General features: G+C 65.5%; 24 protein-coding genes. 16 read left to right on the top strand and 8 right to left on the bottom strand.

What is annotated here, in order from left to right:
* The first annotated feature begins 20 nt into the window (after positions 1-20).
* The 3 genes from ASD68_RS02105 (at position 21) to ASD68_RS02095 (ending at position 2,779) form a co-directional block, all read left to right on the top strand.
* Positions 21-587, top strand: a complete 567-nt coding sequence (locus tag ASD68_RS02105; RefSeq protein WP_007082669.1) for an ACT domain-containing protein — start codon at positions 21-23, stop codon at positions 585-587.
* A 247-nt stretch (positions 588-834) separates the two neighbouring features.
* Complete coding sequence (locus ASD68_RS02100) at positions 835-1,296, top strand: peroxiredoxin (RefSeq protein ID WP_056602938.1); 462 nt, start codon at positions 835-837, stop codon at positions 1,294-1,296.
* A 103-nt stretch (positions 1,297-1,399) separates the two neighbouring features.
* Positions 1,400-2,779, top strand: coding sequence for a PhoH family protein (locus ASD68_RS02095; RefSeq protein ID WP_056602935.1), 1,380 nt, complete (start codon positions 1,400-1,402; stop codon positions 2,777-2,779).
* A gap of 108 nt (positions 2,780-2,887) precedes the next feature.
* Here ASD68_RS02095 and ASD68_RS16735 read toward each other — a convergent pair whose 3' ends face one another.
* Complete coding sequence (locus ASD68_RS16735; protein ID WP_156458308.1) at positions 2,888-3,364, bottom strand: hypothetical protein; 477 nt, start codon at positions 3,362-3,364, stop codon at positions 2,888-2,890.
* Between the two features lie 91 nt (positions 3,365-3,455).
* Here ASD68_RS16735 and ASD68_RS02085 point away from each other — a divergent pair, with 91 nt between their 5' ends.
* The 3 genes from ASD68_RS02085 to ASD68_RS02075 are packed head-to-tail and all read left to right on the top strand — an operon-like array spanning position 3,456 to position 5,865.
* Positions 3,456-4,409, top strand: a complete 954-nt coding sequence (locus ASD68_RS02085) for an aspartyl/asparaginyl beta-hydroxylase domain-containing protein (protein ID WP_056602928.1) — start codon at positions 3,456-3,458, stop codon at positions 4,407-4,409.
* Between the two features lie 55 nt (positions 4,410-4,464).
* The gene (gene sigJ, locus ASD68_RS02080; RefSeq protein ID WP_056602926.1) at positions 4,465-5,367 is read left to right on the top strand and encodes an RNA polymerase sigma factor SigJ; all 903 of its coding nucleotides are present in this window, start codon (positions 4,465-4,467) and stop codon (positions 5,365-5,367) included.
* 39 nt (positions 5,368-5,406) lie between these two features.
* Positions 5,407-5,865, top strand: coding sequence for a carboxymuconolactone decarboxylase family protein (locus ASD68_RS02075; protein WP_056078234.1), 459 nt, complete (start codon positions 5,407-5,409; stop codon positions 5,863-5,865).
* Between the two features lie 262 nt (positions 5,866-6,127).
* Here the strand turns inward: ASD68_RS02075 and ASD68_RS02070 are convergent, their stop codons facing one another.
* The 3 genes from ASD68_RS02070 to grxC form a co-directional block, all read right to left on the bottom strand.
* On the bottom strand, positions 6,128-7,141 hold the full coding sequence (locus ASD68_RS02070) for an isocitrate dehydrogenase (RefSeq protein ID WP_056602923.1): 1,014 nt from the start codon (positions 7,139-7,141) through the stop codon (positions 6,128-6,130).
* A gap of 153 nt (positions 7,142-7,294) precedes the next feature.
* Positions 7,295-7,636, bottom strand: a complete 342-nt coding sequence (locus ASD68_RS02065) for a carboxymuconolactone decarboxylase family protein (protein ID WP_235577570.1) — start codon at positions 7,634-7,636, stop codon at positions 7,295-7,297.
* 41 nt (positions 7,637-7,677) lie between these two features.
* Complete coding sequence (grxC, locus tag ASD68_RS02060) at positions 7,678-7,941, bottom strand: glutaredoxin 3 (protein WP_007082660.1); 264 nt, start codon at positions 7,939-7,941, stop codon at positions 7,678-7,680.
* A gap of 138 nt (positions 7,942-8,079) precedes the next feature.
* On the opposite strand from grxC, the gene ASD68_RS02055 reads away from it, so the two are divergent.
* The 8 genes from ASD68_RS02055 to ASD68_RS02020 all read left to right on the top strand — a co-directional run bounded on the left by ASD68_RS02055 (position 8,080) and on the right by ASD68_RS02020 (position 17,837).
* Positions 8,080-9,711 carry a M48 family metalloprotease gene (locus tag ASD68_RS02055; RefSeq protein WP_056602921.1) on the top strand — a complete coding sequence of 544 codons (1,632 nt, stop codon included), beginning with the start codon at positions 8,080-8,082 and terminating at the stop codon, positions 9,709-9,711.
* A 411-nt stretch (positions 9,712-10,122) separates the two neighbouring features.
* Complete coding sequence (gene phoB, locus ASD68_RS02050) at positions 10,123-10,812, top strand: phosphate regulon transcriptional regulator PhoB (RefSeq protein WP_056602918.1); 690 nt, start codon at positions 10,123-10,125, stop codon at positions 10,810-10,812.
* A gap of 34 nt (positions 10,813-10,846) precedes the next feature.
* Positions 10,847-12,079 (top strand): phosphate regulon sensor histidine kinase PhoR, encoded by a 1,233-nt coding sequence (phoR, locus tag ASD68_RS02045; protein WP_056602916.1) that lies wholly within the window; start codon positions 10,847-10,849, stop codon positions 12,077-12,079.
* Positions 12,080-12,167: 88 nt separating this feature from the next.
* Positions 12,168-14,261, top strand: coding sequence for a polyphosphate kinase 1 (ppk1, locus tag ASD68_RS02040; RefSeq protein WP_082545981.1), 2,094 nt, complete (start codon positions 12,168-12,170; stop codon positions 14,259-14,261).
* A gap of 67 nt (positions 14,262-14,328) precedes the next feature.
* Positions 14,329-15,846 (top strand): Ppx/GppA phosphatase family protein, encoded by a 1,518-nt coding sequence (locus ASD68_RS02035; RefSeq protein WP_056078215.1) that lies wholly within the window; start codon positions 14,329-14,331, stop codon positions 15,844-15,846.
* A 168-nt stretch (positions 15,847-16,014) separates the two neighbouring features.
* Entirely contained in the window at positions 16,015-16,734 is a 720-nt protein-coding gene (locus tag ASD68_RS02030) for a peptidylprolyl isomerase (protein ID WP_056602911.1), read from the top strand.
* A gap of 6 nt (positions 16,735-16,740) precedes the next feature.
* The gene (locus ASD68_RS02025; protein ID WP_056602908.1) at positions 16,741-17,469 is read left to right on the top strand and encodes a UDP-2,3-diacylglucosamine diphosphatase; all 729 of its coding nucleotides are present in this window, start codon (positions 16,741-16,743) and stop codon (positions 17,467-17,469) included.
* A gap of 80 nt (positions 17,470-17,549) precedes the next feature.
* The gene (locus tag ASD68_RS02020) at positions 17,550-17,837 is read left to right on the top strand and encodes a hypothetical protein (RefSeq protein WP_056602905.1); all 288 of its coding nucleotides are present in this window, start codon (positions 17,550-17,552) and stop codon (positions 17,835-17,837) included.
* Positions 17,838-17,868: 31 nt separating this feature from the next.
* Here ASD68_RS02020 and ASD68_RS02015 read toward each other — a convergent pair whose 3' ends face one another.
* Together ASD68_RS02015 and ASD68_RS02010 are read right to left on the bottom strand one after the other, a co-directional pair.
* The gene (locus ASD68_RS02015) at positions 17,869-18,792 is read right to left on the bottom strand and encodes a sensor domain-containing protein (protein ID WP_056602902.1); all 924 of its coding nucleotides are present in this window, start codon (positions 18,790-18,792) and stop codon (positions 17,869-17,871) included.
* The gene (locus tag ASD68_RS02010) at positions 18,789-19,178 is read right to left on the bottom strand and encodes a PadR family transcriptional regulator (RefSeq protein ID WP_200945313.1); all 390 of its coding nucleotides are present in this window, start codon (positions 19,176-19,178) and stop codon (positions 18,789-18,791) included. Before ASD68_RS02010 ends, ASD68_RS02015 begins: the two co-directional genes overlap by 4 nt.
* A 115-nt stretch (positions 19,179-19,293) precedes the next feature.
* Between ASD68_RS02010 and ASD68_RS17375 the strand changes: the two genes are divergently transcribed.
* Positions 19,294-19,419, top strand: a complete 126-nt coding sequence (locus ASD68_RS17375; protein WP_255357715.1) for a hypothetical protein — start codon at positions 19,294-19,296, stop codon at positions 19,417-19,419.
* A gap of 155 nt (positions 19,420-19,574) precedes the next feature.
* Here ASD68_RS17375 and ASD68_RS02005 read toward each other — a convergent pair whose 3' ends face one another.
* Both ASD68_RS02005 and ASD68_RS02000 read right to left on the bottom strand, forming a co-directional pair.
* Positions 19,575-20,687, bottom strand: coding sequence for a hypothetical protein (locus ASD68_RS02005; protein WP_156458307.1), 1,113 nt, complete (start codon positions 20,685-20,687; stop codon positions 19,575-19,577).
* 162 nt (positions 20,688-20,849) lie between these two features.
* A complete protein-coding gene (locus tag ASD68_RS02000) occupies positions 20,850-21,779 on the bottom strand; it encodes a LysR family transcriptional regulator (RefSeq protein WP_056602896.1) in 930 nt (309 codons plus the stop codon).
* Positions 21,780-21,909: 130 nt separating this feature from the next.
* On the opposite strand from ASD68_RS02000, the gene ASD68_RS01995 reads away from it, so the two are divergent.
* The gene (locus ASD68_RS01995; RefSeq protein WP_056605035.1) at positions 21,910-22,617 is read left to right on the top strand and encodes an SDR family NAD(P)-dependent oxidoreductase; all 708 of its coding nucleotides are present in this window, start codon (positions 21,910-21,912) and stop codon (positions 22,615-22,617) included.
* Positions 22,618-22,742: the final 125 nt, after the last annotated feature.

Here is a 22,742-nt window from a genome sequence, read left to right as displayed (position 1 = left end):
ACTTCCCACGGGCAAACCTCTTGAAATCTTCTTCCGCTTCTTCCGTCCGCGCGGGCGCCGACGAGCAACTGCTGATCCAGGTACTGACGCCGGCACTGCAATCGCCGCTGCTGACGCTGGCACGACGCATCGCCGATGCCGGCTGCAACCTGGCCGAGGCGCGGGTCGCCACGATCGGCACGGAAATCTCGCTGATGCTGCTTGCCACCGGCGCCTGGGATGCGCTGGCCAAGCTGGAATCGGCGCTGACCAAGCTGGCACGTGACGAAAGCCTGCGGCTGGTGCACTACCGCACCCGACCTCGCGAAAACAGCTCGCATCTGCTGCCGTATCTGGTCGAAGTGGTGGCGGCCGACCGCCCCGGCATCGTGGCGCGCATCGTGGAATTTTTCAGCCAGCATGAGATCAGCGTGGAGCAGCTGAACTCCACCCACTACCAGGCCATGCAAACCGGCGCGGAAATGTTCCAGGCCCAGTTCACCATCGGCATCCCTTCGGAAATCCACATCGCCGCGCTGCGCGACGACTTTCTCGAACTGTGCGACGGGCTGAACCTGGACGCGATCATGGACCCGGTGAAATTCTGAGAGGTTGTGATTTTTCAACCTCTCAGCCCGGCCATGGCGAGGGCATGGCGAGGGCATGGATGCCCGAGTTGAGGCAATGCATGGAGCAGTTGCCCTATGCCCGAGTTGAGGCAACGCAGGAGCGGTTGCCCGATGGCCGGACAAGCGCCGAGCATCGCGCGAACCATCCACGCTGGCAAGGTCTGTCATCCGCCGTACGGCAAGCGCTAGTCTTGGGCCATGCGGCCTCCGCCGCGATGGAGCGTCCATGCCCGAAATCGGCAAGAAAGTCCCACCGCTCACCGGGCCTACCGGCACCGGCGAGCCACTGAAACTGGCCAGCCTCAAGGGCCAGTGGGTCGTCCTCTACTTCTACCCCAAGGACAGCACCCCCGGCTGTACCACCGAGGCGCAGGATTTCCGCGACCTCCACCCGCAATTCCGCCAGCGCGGCGCGCAGATCGTCGGCGTGTCGCGTGATGCCGTCGCCTCGCACGCCCGGTTTGCGGAAAAGCAGGCGCTGCCGTTCCCGCTGGTATCCGACCCCGACGAAACCTGGTGCAAGGCGTTCGACGTGATCCACGAGAAGGTGCTGTACGGCAAGCGCCACATGGGCGTGGTACGCAGCACGTTCCTGATCGACCCCGACGGCAAACTGTCACGGGAATGGCGCAAGGTGAAAGTCGCCGGCCACGCGCAGGAAGTGCTCGACGCCATCCCGGCCGCGTGAGCGCGCACCCCGCATCGCTTTTTCGGGCGTGGCACGCCACGCCTCTCCGCCCGCGACCGCAGCATCGCGATCCCTCCCCCACCACCCGCGAGGATTCTTCCGCATGACCGGAAGCAAGCGCATCTACGCTCTGGACACCAACGTTCTGCTGCATGACCCGACCTCGCTGTTCCATTTCGAGGAACACGACGTCTTCATCCCGATGACCGTGCTGGAGGAACTGGACGAGAAGAAGAAGGGCGCGTCGGAAGTGTCGCGCAACGGCCGCCAGGTCAGCCGTTTCCTCAATGAGCTGATCGAGCGCGGCAAGCAGCATGACCTGTCAGATGGGCTGGAACTGACCAACCCTGCCGGCATCAAGCTCAAGCGCGGATCGGCGGTGGGCCGGCTGTATTTCCAGCAGCGCGTCAGCAACGGCCACGGCAAGGCCGACAACCAGATCCTGGCCGCGGTGATCGAGCTGCACGAGCAGCACCCCGACCGCACCGTGATCCTGGTGACCAAGGACATCAACCTGCGGATCAAGGCCAGCATCCAGGGCATCACCGCGGAGGATTACGAGAACGATCGCGCGCTGGACGATTTCTCGCTGCTCTACAACGGTGTGGAGGCGTTGCCGGAATACTTCTGGGAGCAGCATCCGGAAGTGGAATCGTGGACCGAGCGCGGACGCACCTACTACCGCCTCGACCGCCACGAAAGCGAGGAGTGGTACCCCAACGAATGCCTGTACATGCCGGGCGAAGGCGGCATCGAGCTACGCGTACTGGAAGTCGGCGAAGATACCGCCACGCTGGTGTTGCTGGATGACCACTCGCATGCCAACCACCACGTATGGGGCATTGGCGCGCGCAACCGCGAGCAGAACTTCGCGCTCAACGCGCTGATGGACCCGGACATCGATTTCGTCACCCTGCTGGGCAACGCCGGCACCGGCAAGACCTTGCTGGCGCTGGCCGCCGGCCTGGCCCAGGTGATGGACCAGCAGCGCTACCGCGAGATCATCATGACCCGCGCCACCGTCTCGGTGGGCGAGGACATCGGCTTCCTGCCCGGCACCGAAGAGGAAAAGATGACGCCCTGGATGGGCGCGCTCACCGACAACCTGGAAGTGCTGGCCAACCCGGAGGACGGCGGCAGTTGGGGTCGTCAGGCCACCAACGACCTGCTCGCCTCGCGCATCAAGATCCGCTCGCTCAACTTCATGCGCGGTCGCACCTTCCTGTCGCGCTACCTGATCATCGACGAGGCACAAAACCTCACCCCGAAGCAGATGAAAACCCTGATCACCCGCGCCGGCCCCGGCACCAAGATCGTCTGCCTGGGCAACGTCGAGCAGATCGACACGCCCTACCTCACCGAAACCACCTCCGGCCTCACGTACGCGGTGGACCGCTTCAAGCAATGGGAGCATTCGGCACACATCACCTTGCGGCGTGGCGAGCGTTCGCGGTTGGCGGATTTCGCGGCGGAGACGCTGTAAGCCGGGATTGGGGATCGGGGATCCGGAAAAGGAAGTCCGGGTCGGCGATCGCGTCGCCCATGGAGTCGGCAGTCAGCGCCTCTTCGCCATTAGCCTTGACGCACTCTTTCAGGGTGGCCGTGTAGGCAGGCGCCCCTGCTGGCGCACTTCACCCGCCAGGTCCCGGTAAAGATCGGGGCGGATCTTGCGCACCTGGTGCAAGGTCCCATGGGCAGCAATCGCCATCAGCAGTGCATCGGATTCCGCGCTGAGCGTGAGCGTCCCGTCGCGGAGCGTTACGCCTTGGAAGTCGAAGACCTCGGAGGTTCGATTCTCGAAGACGACGGGACGCCCGCCGAAGACTCGCCCGAGTTGATCCAGCGCTCGAGAAAGGGCGTCAGGCAGAGAAGCTGCGGGTGTGAGCTCGACCGGCTTTCCGAGGTGGATGCCGGGTCGATCGGAGAGCTTTTGGATTCTTTCGGTGTCGCCATCGGCCTGCTCCGCATTCGGGTGGTCGGAGTTTAGCCGGACGATCTGCTCGCTGCGCGGCGCATGAAAGCCACGCTTCGTCCCTGAATCCTGCGGTTGACTCGCGCGGCTGAACACCGCATGGGGAATCGGGTGGCGTCGAGCCGGGGCCCGGCAAACGCGTAGAATGGCAGGCTCCGAAATCCCTGCCACGGCTGCTCGCGTTGCCATGATCCTTACGCCCCGTCTCATTCTGCTCGCCATCTTCGTTTTCTTTGCGCTGTGCGTGCTGCTGGTGCACCTGCGCGGGCGCGTGCGGCTACGCTTCGATCGTCAGCTGGTGGACCATTCGGCGGTGTTCGCGCCATACAACCTGCTGATGTACGCGTTCTCCGCGGTGCCGGCGAAACCCATCCTGGATCGCCGCGGCTTTCCGGAGCTGGATCTGCTGCAGGCCAACTGGCAGACCATCCGTGACGAGGCGCTGCATCTGACCGACGCCGGCCATATCCGCGGCACCACGGCCAACAACGACGCCAGCTTCAACAGCTTCATCAAGCAGGGCTGGAAGCGTTTCTACCTGAAGTGGTACGGCGAGCCGCTGGCGTCGGCGCAGGCGCTGTGCCCCAAGACGGTGGAACTGCTCAACGCCATCCCCGGCATCAAGGCGGCGATGTTCGCCACGCTGGCGCCCAACAGCAAACTCAACCCGCACCGCGATCCGTTCGCCGGCTCGCTGCGCTATCACCTGGGCCTGATCACGCCCAACTCGCGCGACTGCCGCATCTTCGTCGACGGCGAGGAGCACGCCTGGGGCGACGGCAAGGACGTGGTGTTCGACGAGACCTTCGTGCACTGGGTGGAAAATAAGACCGACCAGACCCGCGTCATCCTGTTTGCCGATGTCGAGCGCCCGCTGCGCACGCGCTGGATGAGCGCAATCAACCATCGCGTCGGAGCGTTCATGGGCAAGATCACCGCCTCACCCAACAGCGACACGGGCGCCGAGAAAACCGGCTTCGTGAACCGCCTGTATGCGCTCAGCCAGCGCAAGGGCGCCACCCACCGCTGGAAGACGGAGTTCAAACGCCGCCACCGGAAACTGTACAAGGCCGCCAAGTACGTCGGCATCCTGTTCCTGATGTGGCTGATCTTCCTGGCGCCGTGGCCGCTGTTTCACTGATCCCGTCACACGACGCGGCCGTCGCGCGTCCTCGATGTTTTGACGGAGAAAACCTTTGGACACGCAAACCGCGCTGTTCCAGCAACATCGATCCCGCCTGTTCGGGCTGGCCTACCGCATGCTCGGCACGCCGGCCGATGCCGAGGACGTGCTGCACGATGCCTGGCTGCGCTGGGATGCGCAGGACATCGATGCGCTGAATGACCCCGAAGCCTGGCTGGTGACCGTGACGACCCGGTTGGCGCTGGATCGCCTGCGTCGGGCCAAGACCGAGCGCGCGCACTACCCCGGCCCGTGGCTGCCCGAACCGCTGCTGGCCGACGCCGACCAGCCCGAGGCGCGGCTGGAGCGCGCCGAAAGCCTCACCCTGAGCTTCCTGGTGCTGCTGGAGCGGCTCAGCGCCGACGAGCGCGCCGCGTTCCTGTTGCGCGAGATCTTCGATTACAGCCACGCCGAAACCGCGGCCATGCTGGACATCAGCGAGGACGCCTGCCGCCAGCGTGTGCATCGGGCGAAGCAACGCCTGCGCGATGAACGTCCGCGCCAGGGCGCACCCGACCACCATCGCCAGCATCGTTTGCTGGAGCGTTTCGCCGAGGCCCTGCGCACACCGGACATCGACACCTTGCGCGCGCTGTTCGCCGAGGACGCCGTGCACATCTCCGATGGCGGCGGCCTGGTCACCGCCACGCTGCGTCCGCTGCACGGGGCCGAACGGCTGGCTCGCCTGTATCTGCAGATCGCACTGCATCAGCAGGCCGATGGCGTGTGTCATGAAATCCATACGCTCAACGGTGCGCCCGCCTTGCTCAGCTGGCACGACGGCAACCTGATCAGCGCCAGCTGGATCGACGACGACGGCACCGGCATCAGCGCCATCCACGCCTTGCGCCACCCCGGAAAACTGGCCCGGCTGGCAGCTGTCACAAAATCGAAAGGCTCTGCGTCCTTGTATTGAACGGCCACCTCGGCCGCATCCACCACCAAGGAGTTCCCCATGTCATCGCGTCAATCCTCCGCCCCCACCGGCGACGCCATCAAGCCGCTGCTCGCCCTGGTCAAATACCTGCAAACCGGCAGCATCGAACGCCCCCTGATCGAACTGGTACTGATGCGCGCCTCGCAGCTCAACGGCTGCGCCTACTGCCTGGACATGCACAGCAAGGATGCCCGCGCCGCCGGCGAAACCGAGCAGCGCCTGTACGTGTTGCAGGCGTGGCGCGAAGCGCCGTTCTACAGCGACCGCGAGCGCGCCGCACTGGCCTGGTGCGAGGCGGTGACCCGGCTCGACCCGATCCACGGCGTACCCGACGAGGTCTACGAGCAGGCTCGCGCGCAGTTCAGCGAGAAGGAACTGGGCGACCTGAACATGGCGGTGATCCTGATCAACGCCTGGAACCGCATCGCGATCCCGTTCCAGAGCATGCCGGGCTCGTACCAGCCGCCCAAGCACTGAGCCCCAACCACGAAAAAAGCCCAGGCAGTTCCTTTCCCCCGTTTACGGGGACAAGATGGCAGGACTGCCATCTTGAGCAGCGAAGCTGCCCGAAGATCGGATGCCATGGAAGGCATTCGTTCAAGGTGCCCGGAGGGCGGAAGGGGGAGCGCGACAAAGCCGCGCTGGCTTTCCAGGCCGCCAAAAAAAGCGCCCCCATCAGCCCTTCGGGCAGCTTCCCCCGCTGCGCGGGGGAAGCAAGAACGGGATTTCCAGAAAATCCTCAGCCCTTGATGCGCTTCACCAGGGCATCGGCGAAGCTGTCGGTGCTGCCCTTGCCGCCGATATCCGGCGTCACGCTGTCGCGGTCGTTGGTCATGGTGTCGCGGATCGCCTGGCGCAGCTGGTCGCCCTTGGCCACCATGTCCAGGTAATCGAGCATGTCGGCGGCGGCCAGCAGCAGCGCGCAGGGGTTGGCGATGCCCTTGCCGGCGATGTCCGGCGCCGAGCCGTGCACGGCTTCGAAGATCGCCGCGTGCTCGCCGATGTTGTCGCCCGGGGCCAAACCCAAACCGCCGACCAGGCCGGCACACAGGTCGGACAGGATGTCGCCGAACAGGTTGGTGGTGACGATCACGTCGAACTGCTCGGGACGCATCACCAGCTGCATGCAGGTGTTGTCCACGATCATCTCGTTGAACTCGATCTGCGGGTATTCCCTGGCAATCTCGCGCGCCACGTTGAGGAACAGGCCCGAGCTGGTCTTCAGGATGTTCGCCTTGTGCACCGCGGTGACTTTCTTGCGACCCTTCTTCACCGCCAGCTCGAACGCGTAGCGCACGATGCGGCTGCTGCCCTTGCGGGTGTTGCGCGCCACCGACTCGGCGATTTCGCCATCTTCGGACAGCGTCTGCCCTTCGGAGCGGTACGCGCCCTCGGTGTTCTCGCGCACGGTGATGATGTCGATGTTCTCGTAGCGCGACTTGGTGCCGGGGAAGCTCACCGCCGGGCGCACGTTCGCGTACAGGTCGAAATGGCGGCGCAGGGTCACGTTGACCGAGGTGAAGCCACCGCCGATCGGCGTGGTCAGCGGGCCTTTCAACGCGACCTTGTGCTCGGCGATCTTGTCCAGCGTGGCCTTGGGCAGCAGGTCACCGTGCTTGTCCAGCGCCACCATGCCGGCGTCGACGAAGTCGTACTTCAGGCCGCAGTCCAGCGCGTCGAGCACGCGCAAGGTGGCGGTCATGATCTCGGGGCCGATGCCGTCGCCCGGGATCACCGCGATTGTGTTGCTCATGGGGGAAACTCCTTCGAATGGGGATACGCGACATCCGGACCGGACGTCGCGCGAAACCCATCAATTATCGCTGATAGGAGTGGCCGCCACCAGCGCGAAGCAGGCGCAGCGCCTTGAAAATACTCGCACGCAGCGTTGCATGATCCCGCAGGGTCAGGCGTGGTCGGGGCAACCCGCGGCGCCCGTGTCGGCGCTGCCCTGCTCCAGCTGGTCGAGCAGATCCACGGCCCGGCGCAGGTGCGGGATCACGATCGACCCGCCCACCACGAGGCCCACGCTGAACACCTCGAAAAACGCATCGCGCTCCACGCCGGCTTCCTTGCACTGGGCCACGTGGTAGCTGATGCAGTCATCGCAACGCAGTACCAGCGACGCGACCAGGCCCAGCATCTCCTTGGTCTTCACGTCCAGCGCGCCGGCCTTGTAGGTTTGCGTGTCCAGCGCGAAGAAGCGCCGCACGACCTGGTTGTCCTCGGCCAGGATGCGCTCGTTCATGCGCTGGCGGAAGGCGGTGAATTCGGCCAGTCGATCGTCGCTCACGCGGCGTCACCGAGCAGTTGCGCCAGCTTGCCGCTGCGGTCGGCGGCGACAAGGTCGTCGAAGCCGCCCACGTGCTGGTCGTTGATGAAAATCTGCGGCACGGTACGGCGCCCGCCGCTGCGCTGGAGCATCGCGTCGCGCTGCACCGGGTCGGTGTCGATGCGCACTTCCTGCCACTCCAGCCCTTTCGACTTGAGCAGGTTCTTGGCGCCCACGCAGTAAGGGCAGACGGCAGTGGAGTAGATCTCGATCTTCGGCATTACGGCGCTCCAGGGGACGGTCAAAATGGTTCAGCCCACACATGCGTCCACGCCGAAGCCAAATCAAGCATGTACAGGTAGCCGCGCGGCGCGAACCGCGCCCTCACCAAGTGGTCTGAATGATATTGTCGACCCCTCATGACCATGCCAGCACACCGCCGCGCTCCACGCCTCCTGTCCGCCTTGACTCGCGCCTTGCTGTGCGCGGGTTTGCTTGCGCCGGTGGCGATGGCGCAGGACAACGTTCGCCTGCCGGATCTGGGCAGTTCGGCGAATGCACTGATTTCGAAGCAGGAAGCGCAGGCCTACGGCGCCTCCATGCTGCGCCAGATGCGCGCACTGGACATGGTGGTCGACGACCCGCTGGTGGACGATTACATCAACGACCTGGGCTTCCGGCTGGTTGCCGCCAGTGCCAAGCCGGACGAGCATTTTTCGTTCTTCGTGGTGAAGGACCCGGAGATCAACGCCTTCGCGGCGCCGGGCGGGTACGTGGCGGTGAACGCAGGCCTGGTGGCAATCACCCGCAACGAAAGCGAGTTGGCCGGCGTCATCGCGCACGAGATCGGCCACATCACGCAGAACCATCTGGAACGGGCCTTCGAGGCATCGCGCAAGGATGCCCCGCTGATGGCGCTGGTGTTGCTGGGCGCGCTTGCCGCGGGCGCCGCCAACAATGCCGGCGACGCGCCGATGGCGGTGCTGGCCGGCGGCCAGGGGCTGATCGCGCAACGGTCGATCAACTTCACCCGCAAGGATGAGGTCGAGGCCGACCGCACCGGCATCCAGACCCTGGCCAATGCGGGTTTCGACCCGCGCGGCATGGCCGGTTTCTTCTCGCACATGCAGGACGTGCTCAGCGCCAACACAGGCGGCATGGGCAATACACCCAGCATGCTGCAGGATCACCCGGTGACCTCGGCCCGCATCAGCGACGCCAAGTCGCGCGCGGGCGGCCTGATCGCCGCACAGAAGCTGCGGCCGAGCGGCAGCACCCTGGTCAAGAGCCAGTGGGAAAGCACCACCGCGCCGATCCCGTTCGTGCACGATGTCACCACCTTGTTCAGCCCCTCGGCGCAGCAGCGTGGCGAAACATATGCGCTGATGCGCGAGCGCCTGCGCGTGCTGACTGGCGACGCCTCCAAGGAAGCGCTGCGCTACCGCTCGAATTTCGACAAGCGCGGCTTCGACACGCTCGCCACGCGCTATGGCTACGCGCTGGCGCTCACCCGCAGTGGTGATGGCACGCAGGCCATCGCGCAGTTGCAGCCGTTGATCGAAAACCAGCCGGAGAACCTCATCCTGCAACTGGCGATGGCGGACGCCCGTTTCCAGGCTGGCCAGCGCGCCGCCGCGCTGGCCCTCTACGAAAAGCTCAACCTGCACTCGCCACGCAATCGCGCGGTGGCACTGGCGTACGCCCAGGCACTCACCACCGGTGGCGCGCCCGCACAGGCGGCGACCGCCGCGGAACTGTTGCGACCCCTGCTGAGCAATGCGGTGGAGCCACAGCTCTACACCGCCTACGCCCGCGCCTGTGAGAAAGCCGGCGACACCGAGCGCGCAGGCGAAGCATTCGCGGATGCCAGCTACTACTCGGGCCGCCCTTTCGACGCGATGGAACAACTCAAGCGCCTGCTCAAGCGCGACGACCTGGACTACTACGCCCGCGTCCGCATCCAGGCCCGCATCGCCGAACTCACGCCGCTGGTGCTGGAACTGCACAAGCGCAAGATCCAGACGGCGGATCGGCCTGATGGCGGCCAATAAGCGGGCGGAAAATTTTTCGAACCAGCCTGCACAACGCGAACTGAGCCCGAAGGCACCGTAACCCCCTCTCCCCTGCGGGGGAGAGGGTTGGGGAGAGGGGGCTGGTGCTCGCGGGAAAGACCTGTACTGCAGCTTTTCGGCGTCTTGGGGGCAACTTCGCTGCGGCTTCCCCGCAGCGTGTCCCCCTCTCCCTGCCCTCTCCCCGCAGGGGAGAGGGGATTACGGCATCTTTCGGTGCTGAGGCGTAGCGTTTGCGGTCTTTGTTTGGCTTGCATCGCCACACCGGGGGGCCCGAAGGTACAACGCTGAAGTGCGGTGATTGCGGCAGCCCGCAACATTCACGCGCCTGTTGTCATCCCCACGTAACATTCATCCCCTGAAATATCCCCGTCACAAGCCAACGGCAGAACCGTGCACAAACGTATTCTCATCGTCGAGGATGAAGCATCCATTCGTGACATGGTGGCCTTTGCCCTGCGCAAGGCCGGCATGGACGCGGCCATGGCCGGCGATGCGCGCGAGGCGCAACTGGCCATCGCCGAACGGGTGCCCGACCTGATCCTGCTGGACTGGATGCTGCCCGGGACCAGCGGGCTGGAGCTGGCGCGGCGCTGGCGCAAGGAAGAGTTGAGCCGCGAGATACCGATCATCATGCTCACCGCGCGCGGCGAGGAAGTGGATCGCGTCAACGGGCTCGAGGCCGGCGTGGATGATTACGTGGTCAAGCCGTTTTCCACCCGCGAGCTGATCGCCCGCATCAAGGCGGTGCTGCGCCGCAGCCATGGCGATGATGGCGACGGCATGCTGGAAGGCGGCGGCCTGCGCATCGATGGCCCCGCCCACCGCGTGTTTGCCGGTGACGATCCGGTGCCTATCGGCCCCACCGAATACCGCCTGCTGCATTTCTTCATGACCCACGCCGAACGCGTCTACTCGCGCGCGCAACTGCTGGATCACGTGTGGGGCGGCAGCGTCTACGTGGAGGAGCGCACGGTCGACGTGCATATCCGCCGCCTGCGCAAGACGCTGGAGCCGTGGAAGCTCGACGACCTGGTGCAGACGGTGCGTGGCAGCGGCTATCGTTTCTCCACCCGCGCCTGATGCACTCTTCCGCGCCACCGGACTGAAACGCCCGATGCCTTCCACGAAACCGTTCTGGCAATTGCCTGCCCTGCTCCTCGCCGGCCTCGTTGCGGGCGCATTGGTCGGTTGGCTGGCGGGCGGGCGCGTCATGACCGGCATCGCCCTGGTCGCGATCGTCGAAATCCTGGTGTTGCTGATCCACATCCTTCGCTCGACACAAACGACAACCACCGTCGACGTATCCGCGCCGCGCAAGTCGCGCCTGCTGGCCAGCCATCTGCGCGACCTGCATGCCACCGCCCGCCAGTGGCCCGACGCAGTGGTGATACTGGACAAGGATCAGCGCATCCGCTGGTTCAACCGGGCCGCGGAAACACTGCTGGGGCTGCACCGCCCGACCGACCGCGCCGTGCGCTGGCCCGAGCGCATGGCCGGCACCGAGCTGGCCGCATGCCTGGATCCAGGCAGCAGTGGACTGCCGTACGAAGTCACCGCGCCCGGCCAACCCGAAAGTCAGCTCAGCGTCGACCTGCTGCCGTTTGGCGATCAGCAGCAACTGTTGCTGGCGCGCGACGTCAGCCACATCAGCCGGCTCGAACAGATCCGCCGCGATTTCGTGGCCAATGTGTCGCACGAATTGCGCACGCCGCTGACGGTGATCCACGGCTACCTCGAACTGCTCGATCCCGAGGATGTGCCCGAACTGGCACCGGTGCTGACCGAGATGCGCTCACAATCCCGGCGCATGGGCCAGATCGTGGAAGACCTGCTCACCCTGTCACGGCTGGAAACCCAGCACGAGGTCACCGACGAACGCGTGCCGATGGCCGCGCTGCTGGCGATCGTGCACAAGGAGGCGCTGGCGCTGAGCCAGGGGCGGCACCAGATCGCGCTGGAATCCACTGCGGGAATGGACCTGCTCGGTTCGCCACGCGACCTGCATAGCGCGCTGTCCAACCTGGTCAGCAACGCGGTGCGCTACACGCCGAAGGGCGGCAGCATCACGATCCGCTGGCAGCGCACGCCCGAGGGCGCGCTTTATTCGGTCAGCGACACCGGCTTCGGCATTCCCGCCGCGCACCTGGCGCGCCTCACCGAACGTTTCTACCGCGTGTCGTCCAGCCGCTCGCGCGAAAGCGGAGGCACCGGCCTGGGCCTGTCCATCGTCAAGCACGTACTGAACCTGCACCAGGCGCGATTGCAGATCGACAGCACGCCCGGCATCGGCTCCACCTTCGTCTGCCATTTCGGACGCGCCCGCCTGTTGCCGCCGGAGGGCGCTTGATGCCACGTGGCGCGCCTGTGCGGAAACCCGCGCGAGCGTAATTCGCCGCCCGGATGTGCCGGGCCGGTACATGGGCCAGAATGCACGTATGCCCGATCAAACTCCCCCTGTTCCCGCCGACGTGGACTGGTCCGCCCCCGAGCTGTTTTTCAGCCGCGAGCTGGCCGCGCTGGAATTCAACTTCCGGGTATTGGCGATGGCGCGCGACGCCACCGTGCCGCTGCTGGAGCGCTTGCGCTACCTCAGCATCGTGGCCAGCAACCTGGACGAATTCTTCGAAGTGCGCGTGGCAATGCTCAAGCATCACCACGCCTACGGCTCCGCCGCGCCGGGGCCGGATGGCTTGTTGTCGGGCGAGTTGCTGTCGCGCATCCGCAGCCGGGTGCTGGACCTGGTGGCGCTGCAATACGCCACCTGGCAGGAGCAACTCAGCCCGCAGCTCGATGCGGCGCGCATCCACATCCTCACCCGCCAGCAGTGGGAGCCGCGCCAGCGCCGCTGGCTGCAGGGTTATTTCGAGCACGAAGTGCTGCCGGTACTGTCGCCGCTGGGGCTGGACCCGTCGCATCCGTTCCCGCGCATCCTCAACAAGACACTGAATATCGCGGTGGTGCTGAAGGGGCGCGATGCGTTCGGCCACGAGGGTCACATGGCGCTGGTGCGGGCGCCGCGCTCGCTGCCGCGGATCATCCGCCTGCCCGACGAGGTATGCGGCGAGGGCGACCATTTCGTGTTCCTGGCCGAGCTGCTGCAGGCGTTTGTCGACCTGATGTTTCCGGGCTTCAAGGTGGTGGGTTCGTACCAGTTCCGCGTCACCCGCAACAGCGAGCTGATGGTGGAAGAGGCGGAGATCGAGAACCTGGCGCTGGCGTTGAGCGAGGAGCTGATCGGCCGCGGTTATGCGCGGCCGGTGCGGCTGGAAGTCGCCGACGATTGTCCGAAGTCGATCACCACCATGCTGACCCGGAATTTCCAGTTGGAGGAAGCGGACGTCTACCGTTGCGACGGCCCGGTCAACATCATCCGCGCGGGCATGATCTACGAGTGGGTCGACCGGCCGGAGTTGAAGTTTCCCCACTTCGTCTCGCACACACCGCCCGCGCTGGACGCCAGCCACAACAAGTTCGACCTGATCGCGCAACGCGACGTGCTGCTGCACCACCCGTACCAGAGCTTCGGCGCGGTGATCGACCTGCTGCGCCAGGCGTCGGTCGACCCGCAGGTGCTGGCGATCAAGCAGACCCTGTACCGCGCCGGCGAGGACACGCCGCTGGTCGACCTGCTGGTGGAGGCAGCGCGCCACGGTAAGGACGTGACCGTGGTGATCGAGCTGCGCGCGCGTTTCGATGAGGCGGCCAACATCCACCTGGCCACGCGCCTGCAGGAGGCCGGCGTGCAGGTGGTGTATGGCGTGGTGGGCTACAAGACGCACGCCAAAATGCTGCTGATCGTGCGCCGCGAGGGCGAGGTCCTGCGCCGTTACGCGCACCTGTCCACCGGCAACTACCACCAGGGCAACAGCCGCGTGTACACCGACATCGGCCTGATGACCGCCAACCCGGAAATCGGCGAGGACCTGCACAAGGTGTTCCAGCAGCTGTCGGGCCTGGGGCCGGTGATCGAGCTGAAACGGCTGCTGCATTCGCCCTTCACGCTGTACCCCAGCGTGGTGGCGAAGATCGAGCGCGAAACCGAGCACGCCCGCGCCGGCCGCCCGGCCCGTATCGTGGCCAAGCTCAATGCGCTGAACGACGCGCGGGTGATCGGCGCGCTGTACCGCGCGTCGCAGGCCGGCGTGGAGATCGACCTGATCGTACGCGGCGCCTGCACCCTGCGGCCTGGCCTGCCCGGCATTTCCGAACGCATCCGGGTGCGCTCCATCGTGGGCCGCTTCCTGGAACACAGCCGCGTGTACTGGTTCGCCAACGATGGCGACCCCGACCTGTATTGCGCCAGCGCCGACTGGATGGAGCGCAACCTGATGCGCCGCATCGAGATCGCCTTTCCCATCCTCGACCCGGACCTGGCCGCCCGCGTGTTCGAGGAAACGCTGGCGAACGGCCTGGCCGACAACACCCAGGCCTGGCTGCTCGACAGTGATGGCCATTACGTCCGCGCCGAACCCGGCGACGATCCGCCGTACAGCGCCCAGCGGGCCTTGCTGCAGCGGTTCTGCGCATGAGCGGCTATTGCTGCGTTGCGCCATCCGCGTGCGAGAATGCGCGCCCGGCACCCCACGGAGTACGCGCTTGAGCCCGGCGGAACAAACCCCCATTCGCGACGGCGAACTGATCGCCTCGGTGGACATGGGTTCCAACAGTTTCCACATGGTGGTGGCCCGGGTCGAACACGGCGAACCGCGCGTGATCGACCGCCTGCGCGACACCGTGCGCATGGCCGCCGGCCTGCGTGCGGACGGTTCGCTCGACGCCGCCCACCGTACCCGCGCGCTGGCCTGCCTGGCCCGTTTCGGCCAGCGCATCGCCGGGCTTCCGGCCCTGCGGGTGCGTGCGGTCGCCACCAACACCGTGCGCCGGCTGGCGTCGCCGCAGGTTTTCCTGACCGCGGCCGAGGCGGCGCTGGGGCACCCGATCGAGATTGTCTCCGGGCGTGAGGAGGGCCGGCTGATTTTCCTCGGCGCCGCGCACGACCTGCCCGCCTCGCGCGAACCGAGGCTGGTGATCGACGTGGGCGGTGGCAGTACCGAGTTCATCATCGGTCGTGGCCTGGCGCCGCTGCACACCGAGAGCGTGCAGGCGGGCTGCATCGCCTCCACCCTGCGCTTCTTCCCCGGCGGCAAGCTCACCCGCAAGCGCTGGCAGCGCGCCACCAGCGACATCGGCGTGCTGCTGCAGCAGTTTGCCGAGGATTTCCGCGAATCGGGCTGGCGCGACGCGTTCGGTTCATCGGGCACCGCCAAGTCGATTGGCGCGGTGGTGCAGGCGATGAAATTCTCCGACGACGGCATCACTCCCGCAGCGCTGGCTTCACTGCGCGATGTGCTGCTGGAACAGGGCAACATCAACGCGATCAAGCTGCCCGGCCTGGTCGAGGAACGCGTGCCGGTGATCGCCGGCGGCCTGGTGGTATTCGAGGCTGCTTTCGCCGCACTGGGCATCGAGCGCCTGCAGGTTTGCGAAAGCTCGATGCGCGAAGGCGTGTTGTGGGATCTGCTGGGCCGCGCCGGCGGCAGCGACCCGCGCACCGCCAGCATCGACGCCCTGGCCGCCCGCTACGGCGTCGATCGCGCGCAGTCACGACGGGTGGAAGCGACCGCGCTGAATCTGTTCGACCAGGCGGCCAAGCCCTGGAAACTGGCCGCCGATGCGCGCGAGTGGTTGTCCTGGGCTGCGCGCGTGCACGAGATCGGCCTGGCTATCGCGCACAGCCAGCACCACCACCACGGGGCGTACATTCTGCGCCACGCCGACCTGGCCGGTTTCTCGCGACAGGAGCAGCAACTGCTGGCCGCGGTGGTCGAACTGCACCGGCGCAAGCCGGACAAGAGCGTGGTCTCCGCGCTGCCACAGCGCTACCGGCAACTGGCACGCCATATCACCGCGTTGCTGCGGCTAGCCGTGCTGTTCCGTCGCGCCCGCCGCGCCGAGTCGCTGCCGCCAATGCGCCTGACCGCCACGCGCCAGCGCCTGCGGCTGGCACTTCCCGCCAGCTGGCTCGATCAGCACCCGCTGAGCGAAGCCGACCTGCAGCACGAGCAGGCGCCGATGACGGAACTCGGCCTCACCCTCGAAATCACCCGTAGCTGATCGACTCCCCAGCCCTCCCCTGCAGCGCAGGGGAGGGCTGGGGACAAGGCAGCTTTTGCTCTCCCCACCCAACCCAGGCAACCTCCTGCCGATCAATCCCCTGCGCCCGTGCCTTCCAGCAAGCCTGCCGCGTATCATGGCCGGCACGTCCCAAAACGTTGATTGCCCATGTTCAAGACCGTTCTCGCCGCCCTCCTGCTGATCGTGCCGCTGTCTTTGCAGGCACAAACGGCCAAGCCCGCATCACCAGCCGAACCCGCAACGACCGCCCCCGCGCCACCTCCGCAGGTGCTGCTGAAAACCTCCCAGGGCGACATCACGCTGGAGCTGTACCCGGACAAGGCACCGAAAAGCGTGGCCAATTTCCTGCAGTACGTGCGCGACGGTTTCTACAACGGCACCCTGCTGCACCGGGCGATCCCCGGTTATCTGGTGCAGGGCGGCCTGTACACCCGCGACCTGCAGCCCAAGCGCACGCGCCCGGCCGTGGCCAGCGAGGCGGACAACGGCCTGTCCAACCTGCGCGGCACCGTGGCAGTGGCGCGCGGCGCCGATCCCAACTCCGGCACCGCCCAGTTCTTCTTCAACCTGGTCGACAATCGCCGGCTGGATTTCGTGGGCAGCCAGAGCGGCCTGACCTGGGGCTACGCGGTGTTCGGCAAGGTCACCAAGGGCATGGATGTGGTCGACAAGATCGCCGCCCTGCCCACCCGCGCGCTGGGCCCGTTCGCGGGCGATGTACCCAACCCGCTGGTGGTGATCGAAAACGCCCATGTGATCGGCGAAGAGCCACCCCCGGCGGCCAGCAGCGCGGCGCCAGCCGAAGCGGCGCCCGCCAAACCGGCTGCCAGCAAGGGAAAGAAATCCGCCAAACCGGCCAATGGTTGATCGGCGATGACCACCCTGTTCATCGCTGACCTGCACCTTGACCCCGCCCGCCCACAGATCACCGAACTGTTCGAGCGCTATCTGGCCAGCGATGAAGTGCGCCAGGCCGACGCGCTGTACATCCTCGGCGACCTGGTGGAGGCGTGGATCGGCGACGACGACGACGCCGAACTTCCTGCCCGCATCGCCCGCGCCATCCACGGTGTGCGTGACGCCGGCGTACCGGTGTACTTCATGGTCGGCAACCGCGACTTCCTGCTGGGCCAGGATTTCGCCAACCGCGCCGGCTTCGAATTGCTGGATGACGGCACCGTACACACCCTGCACGGCAAGCCCACCCTGCTGATGCATGGCGACGTGCTGTGCACGGATGACGTCGCCTACCAGGCCGTGCGCCAGCAAGTGCGCACGCCACAGTGGCAGGCGCAGATCCTGTCGATGCCGCTGGACGCGCGCCGCGCCTTCGCCGCCAAGGCGCGCGAGGACAGTCGCGCCCACACCGGCAGCACCATGGAAACCATCATGGACGTCAACGCCGAAGCCGTCGCCGACAGCATGCGCCAGGCCGGCGTGACGCGACTGATCCACGGCCATACCCACCGCCCCGCCGTGCACCGGTTTCAACTGGACGGCCAAACGGCCGAGCGCATCGTGCTGGGCGACTGGTACGAGCACGGCTCGGTGCTGAAGGTCGACGACAACGGCGTCACGCTGCACGGCCTGGGCGCCGACTGACGCCATCCCAACGGCATCACCTTGCGCATACGCGCCGCTGACCAGCATCGGGGCTCCACCGAAAACCGGAGTATCGCCCCATGCCCATGGTTCGCTTTCGCCTGACCGGCGGCCGTGCCGACGCCGACGCCATGATCGCCGCCCTGCACGGCATCAACGACATCGAACACGTCGAGGAAATCGACGACCTGATGACCGGCATGCGCGATGATTCCAGCTCCAGCGATTCGATAAGCGACAGCGAAGCCCAGCTGTACCGCATCGAGGTCGACGCACCCAACGACCAGCTTGCCGACACCGTTCGCGGCAGCGCCGAGGCGATCGCCCACGAGCTGGATGCCGGCATCGAATTCACCGACGAATTCTGAAGGCGCGCACGCTTCTCCCGACGCGGCGGCTTCAATCGGCCGCGCGCGGCACCAGCATGTGCTTGGCCAGATGCCCGTGCAGCCGCCCGACTCCCCGCGCCAGGTGCAACGTGGCGAACAACAACAAGACACCGACCACGCTCGCGACCAGCGCATCACCCCAGCCCGGCGCGTGCGGGCCAAATCCCCAATCGATCATGATGCGGTGGTCCACATACAGCCCGCCAAGCCAGTCGTTGCGGAAAAGCAGCGCCAGCGCAAACGCGACCAGTCCCATCGCGACGCCGAGCAGGGTGACGGCAAGGGTGAAATAGACAATGCCCAGCGGCAGCATCAGCCACATGTAGCAAAGCGTGGTCCAGGTATGCACATCGCTGAACATGCGGCCGATCCGTTGCATCAGCGTCGTGCCCTGCGTGGGATACACCGGCCTGCGCGGCATGCGCACACCGAGCATGGCCTCCACGATGCGCCCTTCCACCAACGACAACACGCGCACGCTGCCGAAGAACAACACGATGAACGGCAACCCGATGATCAGCACCGACAACCCCGCCGACAACGCCAACCCGGTCACCGTCCATGTGAAATAGAAAATGCCGGTCGCTAACGCCAGCACCATGTAGAACAGGGCGCCGTAGGTGCGCGCATCGACCGCCACACCAAAGAAACGCCCGATCAGCGAGCGCCGCCGCGGTACCGGTGGCGGGCGCAATGCACGCTGGATGGTGACCTCCTGGTCCAGGTAGATTTCGGCCACTTCATCCGGTGCGCCATAGCTGCCCACCACCTGTTCCAGCATGGTCGCTTCGTCACGGCCAGGCTGATCGGCCAGCTCCGCGCGTAGATGCTCCTCGGCGTCATACAACGCATCCTGGATCAACGCCGGGTCGGCGCCACGCAAGGCAGCACGCAACTGGCTGAGGTATTCGACGATGCTGTGTGGCGTACTCATGACACCCCTCCTTGCAAAACGTTGTCGACACAATCGCGCGTGGCACGCCACGCCGCGGCCCAGGCACGCAAGGCCTCGCGTCCCGGTTTGGTGATGCGGTAATAGCGCCGCGGCGGACCGCTGATGGACGGCTCCACCTCACTGGCCAGCAACCCCGCTGCCTCCAGGTTGCGCAACACCGGATACAGCGCACTCTGCTTGCCCGCCAGCACGCCCTCCCCCGATGCCTCCAGTTGCTTGGCGATCTGGTAGCCATACATGGGCCGGCGCGCCTGCCCCAGAATCGCCAGCAGCACCAGCGATACCGTCCCGCTGGAAAGCTCCTTCTGGAATTTCTTCAGTTGGTTGGCATTGTCATCCACAAGTTGGCCCTCCCCACCGAACATGGTGGAGTCAACGATAGTATGAAGTTATGCATAGTGGATGAGCCGGAAGTCATGCGTGCGCTCACCATGGCATCAACTCTTGAGCGCGTTGAGCGAGAACACGAGTACGAATAGCGTGCTGAGGGCACGCGGTTTGATCGGCGCCGATCCCAACTCCGGCACCACCCAATTCTTCTTCAACCTGGTCGACAACCGCGGGCTGGATTTTGTGGGTAGCCCGAGCGGGCTGAGCTGGGGTTAGCCGTGTTCGGCAAGGTCACCAAGGGCATGATGTGGTCGACAAGATCGCCTGCCCTGCCGTGCACCGGGCCCGTTCGCGGGCGACGTGCCCAATCCGCTGGTGGTGATCGAGAACGCCCACACGATTGGCGATCGGTCGCGCGGCCCGCTTTTCCCTTACCCGCTGGAAGCTACCAGCGAAAGCTTGGCGCCGATTCTTTCAGAAAATTTCTGCGCATTGCGGTAAATCGTGGTCCCACGCTGGATCGCCACGCATACTTCCTTGATGTTGCCCTTGAACGGCAGCGCCGAGAACACGTGCGCTTCAAGCAGGCTGTACACATCGGTCGTGTTGCCCAATTGTTTGCCGTAGTAGCAGGTCTTCACCAGGTCGGGTAAGTACTGTGCGCTGGTGTTGGTGGCAATGATGGCTCCGAGCGTGCCATAGGGCACCTGCAGGCTCGTATCCTGGCCCAGCGACTCGCTGTAAAACGTATCGCCGGGGAAATACAGTGCATTGACCTTGAACTTGGGATTGAGGACCAGAAAACTGTGCCCGTACGACACTGAGCTTCCGTTGGGCCTGAAGGCCCAATTGAGTGCCGCGAAAACCTGCTTGGTCTTGGGATTGAAGTACGGGTTTCCGGATTCGATGGTGGTCGCGATCTGCTGGCCAAAGTCGTCGGCGTAGACATCCTTTTGCAGATGCGGGTCCTGGCGACCAAACGCCATCTGGTTCCGGATACGCTGGCCGCTCTGCAGGCCAGGCATCAAGCCTCGGCGAGTGACAGCGCCCGGTGAAGGCTGGCTTGGCCGGGCGGGGCCATTCCAGGCCTTCGGCAACGTCACCACATCATCGACCCTGGCGCGAACGGCGGCGGGATCCTGGGCGGTCGATGCAAGCACGCCGCGGCCCAGGGCGGCGCTGTTCCGTTCGTAGGTCTGCGTGTAGGAGTCGTAGTTGTTTTCCTCGGTGAACCACGCGTCGGCCTTGAAGTTGATGGTGAGCTCCGAGCTCTGCAGCCGCTTCTGGATCTTGTGGTAGACCTCCAGCCACTTGTCGCCCTTCATATCCACCCCGGGCAACTCTTTTGCCAGAATCACCTTGATGCGCTCCTCCAGGGCCGGATCACGCCGGTAGAGTTCCGTCTGCCGCGCTTTGACGAAGTGCTGCTGCACCAGCCCCGCTGAAGGCCCCAGCGTTTGCGGCTTGTCCCAGAATCTCGACATGTTTGTCCCCTTGATTTGTTCGGCCTGCGGTCGCGCCCCACCCGCATTGGCAACGCTCAACGGGGATTCAGCCAAGCCGCCAAAACTACGCCGAAACTGCGATCCAGACAACGAGAAGAAGCGAACTGGGTGGGCAGCGACAACAAGGAATTGATGGCGGCTCGCCGCACAACAGTTCCATCGCTCAAGACCTGCCTCGGCGCAGCGAATGTCCCGTTGGTTTCAAGCGTCTGGATAAGCCACGCGGCACAAAGACGTCACCATCTGCCGCAGCCAGCCATGCGCCGGGTCGGCGTCCATTCGCGGATGCCACAGGGCCGAGATGCTTATTTCCGGCGTATGCACCGGGAGTTCGAAGCTCTGGAGTCCGGCTGTCATCGCCGGATGGTTCGCGAGGCCATGGCCGAGACAGAAACTCGGCACCAGGGCTACCAGGTCGGAATGACTTGCCAGCCGCATCGCATCGGCGTGTGCCGGCACCACGACGGATATCGTGCGATGCAGTCCCAATGCTTCGAGGGCGTCATCGACCGGGCCGGCGACGTTTGCCTTTCGTGACACGACCACGTGACGGCAGGCGGCGTAGCGCCTGGCGGTCACGCTACGCCCCGCCAACAGGGCATGCCCTGTGCGGACGACGCCGACGAAGCGGTCATGGAACAGGAGTTGGCTGCGCATCTCCGGTGCGGCCGACTTGATCACGCCGATCTCCAGGTCGATCAGACCTTCGCGCAATGGCGCGGCGTCCTTGTTCGGTTTCGGCGCAAAGCGCAGGCGAACGCGTGGAGACGCTTCCGCGATGGCGGCGCACAGCGGCACGGAGAAGAACTGGATGAAGGCTTCGTTGGCGCGGATGGTGAACGTGCGCTCCAGCGCGGCGACGTCCAGCGGATCGTTGCGCGGCCGCAGGGTTGTCTGCACCTCCCGCGTCAACGCATGGACGCGATCGCGCAGCGATGCCGCGTAGGGCGTCGGTACCAGTCCGCGCCCCGCGCGCACCAGCAACGGGTCGCCGGTGGCCGCGCGCAGGCGCGTGAGCGTGCGGCTCATCGCCGACGTACTCAAACCGAGACGGCGCGCTGCAGCCGTAACACTGCCCTCGGCAAGCAACACGTCGAGTGCAACCAGAAGATTCAAATCCACGTTTTCCATGCGGCGAGCTTAAGTCATCCAGCCCGTAATACATGGCGTTGCACACAACCATGGGTTGCATCTGATGCGTCTGGCGCCTTCCCTGTTCACCTGCCACGATCGCCGCGGTCTACATCAAGCGGAGAAAATCATGGCAGCTGAATCCACCGGCGGCAGCGTGCTCATCATCGGCGCATCGCGCGGGCTGGGGCATGCGATGGCTACCGAATTTCTGGATAGAGGGTGGCAGGTGGTTGGCACGGTTCGGGGAACGGGTCGTACGTTGCTGCACGAGTTGGCGGATGAAAACCCGGGCCGGGTCGAGATCGCCTGTCTCGATATCATGGCGCCGCAACAGATGGCGGCGCTGCATGACCGCTTCGCCTCGCGCCGCTTCGACATCCTGTTCGTCAATGCCGGCACAGCCAACAAGCATCAGGATGAGACGATCGCCGATGTCTCGACGGAGGAGTTCGTCGAGGTGATGGTGACCAATGCACTCGGCCCGATGCGTGTCATCGAAGCGCTGCAGGATCTGGTGACCGTCACGGGGTTGATCGGCGTGATGTCATCCGGCCAGGGCAGCGTTGGCAACAACGAAAAGGGCGGGCGTGAAATTTATCGGGCCAGCAAGGCCGCGCTGAACCAGTGCATGCGCAGCTACGCCGCCCGCCATGCGGGTGAACGGCGCGCCTTGTTGTTGATGGCCCCGGGCTGGATCCGCACCGACCTCGGCGGGCCGGATGCGCGGTTCAGCATGGAGGAAACCGTTCCGGACATCGTGGATGTGGTCATCGGCAAGCAGGGCAAGCCTGGCTTGGAGTATCTGGACCGGTTTGGTGAGGTGGTGGTTTGGTGAGGCTGCGAGCTTGAGGGGGCTCTATCGGTGGAGTGCCCCCATCCGCCCTGTCGGGCACCTTCCCCCGCGAGCGGGGGAAGGAAGCTGGCTGTTTCGAGGAGCCTGAAGGCTTCCTTCCTCCGTGC

Origin of the sequence: Rhodanobacter sp. Root627, from assembly GCF_001427835.1 — a bacterium.
Lineage (GTDB): Bacteria > Pseudomonadota > Gammaproteobacteria > Xanthomonadales > Rhodanobacteraceae > Rhodanobacter > Rhodanobacter ginsenosidimutans.
The sequence above is the reverse complement of the archived record's forward strand: the minus strand, read 5'-3'. Positions and strand labels throughout refer to the sequence as shown.

What these genes read in the sequence shown, in the direction of transcription:
- ASD68_RS02030 (WP_056602911.1), top strand. Translation starts at nt 16,015, where the DNA reads ATGTTCAAGACCGTTCTCGCCGCCCTCCTGCTGATCGTGCCGCTGTCT.
- ASD68_RS01995 (WP_056605035.1), top strand. Translation starts at nt 21,910, where the DNA reads ATGGCAGCTGAATCCACCGGCGGCAGCGTGCTCATCATCGGCGCATCG.
- ASD68_RS02020 (WP_056602905.1), top strand. Translation starts at nt 17,550, where the DNA reads ATGCCCATGGTTCGCTTTCGCCTGACCGGCGGCCGTGCCGACGCCGAC.
- ASD68_RS02000 (WP_056602896.1), bottom strand. Translation starts at nt 21,779, where the DNA reads ATGGAAAACGTGGATTTGAATCTTCTGGTTGCACTCGACGTGTTGCTT.
- ASD68_RS02085 (WP_056602928.1), top strand. Translation starts at nt 3,456, where the DNA reads ATGATCCTTACGCCCCGTCTCATTCTGCTCGCCATCTTCGTTTTCTTT.
- ASD68_RS02065 (WP_235577570.1), bottom strand. Translation starts at nt 7,636, where the DNA reads ATGAACGAGCGCATCCTGGCCGAGGACAACCAGGTCGTGCGGCGCTTC.
- phoR (WP_056602916.1), top strand. Translation starts at nt 10,847, where the DNA reads ATGCCTTCCACGAAACCGTTCTGGCAATTGCCTGCCCTGCTCCTCGCC.
- ASD68_RS02055 (WP_056602921.1), top strand. Translation starts at nt 8,080, where the DNA reads ATGACCATGCCAGCACACCGCCGCGCTCCACGCCTCCTGTCCGCCTTG.
- ASD68_RS02070 (WP_056602923.1), bottom strand. Translation starts at nt 7,141, where the DNA reads ATGAGCAACACAATCGCGGTGATCCCGGGCGACGGCATCGGCCCCGAG.
- ppk1 (WP_082545981.1), top strand. Translation starts at nt 12,168, where the DNA reads ATGCCCGATCAAACTCCCCCTGTTCCCGCCGACGTGGACTGGTCCGCC.
- ASD68_RS02100 (WP_056602938.1), top strand. Translation starts at nt 835, where the DNA reads ATGCCCGAAATCGGCAAGAAAGTCCCACCGCTCACCGGGCCTACCGGC.
- ASD68_RS02095 (WP_056602935.1), top strand. Translation starts at nt 1,400, where the DNA reads ATGACCGGAAGCAAGCGCATCTACGCTCTGGACACCAACGTTCTGCTG.
- ASD68_RS02010 (WP_200945313.1), bottom strand. Translation starts at nt 19,178, where the DNA reads ATGTTCGGTGGGGAGGGCCAACTTGTGGATGACAATGCCAACCAACTG.
- ASD68_RS02025 (WP_056602908.1), top strand. Translation starts at nt 16,741, where the DNA reads ATGACCACCCTGTTCATCGCTGACCTGCACCTTGACCCCGCCCGCCCA.
- grxC (WP_007082660.1), bottom strand. Translation starts at nt 7,941, where the DNA reads ATGCCGAAGATCGAGATCTACTCCACTGCCGTCTGCCCTTACTGCGTG.
- ASD68_RS02015 (WP_056602902.1), bottom strand. Translation starts at nt 18,792, where the DNA reads ATGAGTACGCCACACAGCATCGTCGAATACCTCAGCCAGTTGCGTGCT.
- ASD68_RS02075 (WP_056078234.1), top strand. Translation starts at nt 5,407, where the DNA reads ATGTCATCGCGTCAATCCTCCGCCCCCACCGGCGACGCCATCAAGCCG.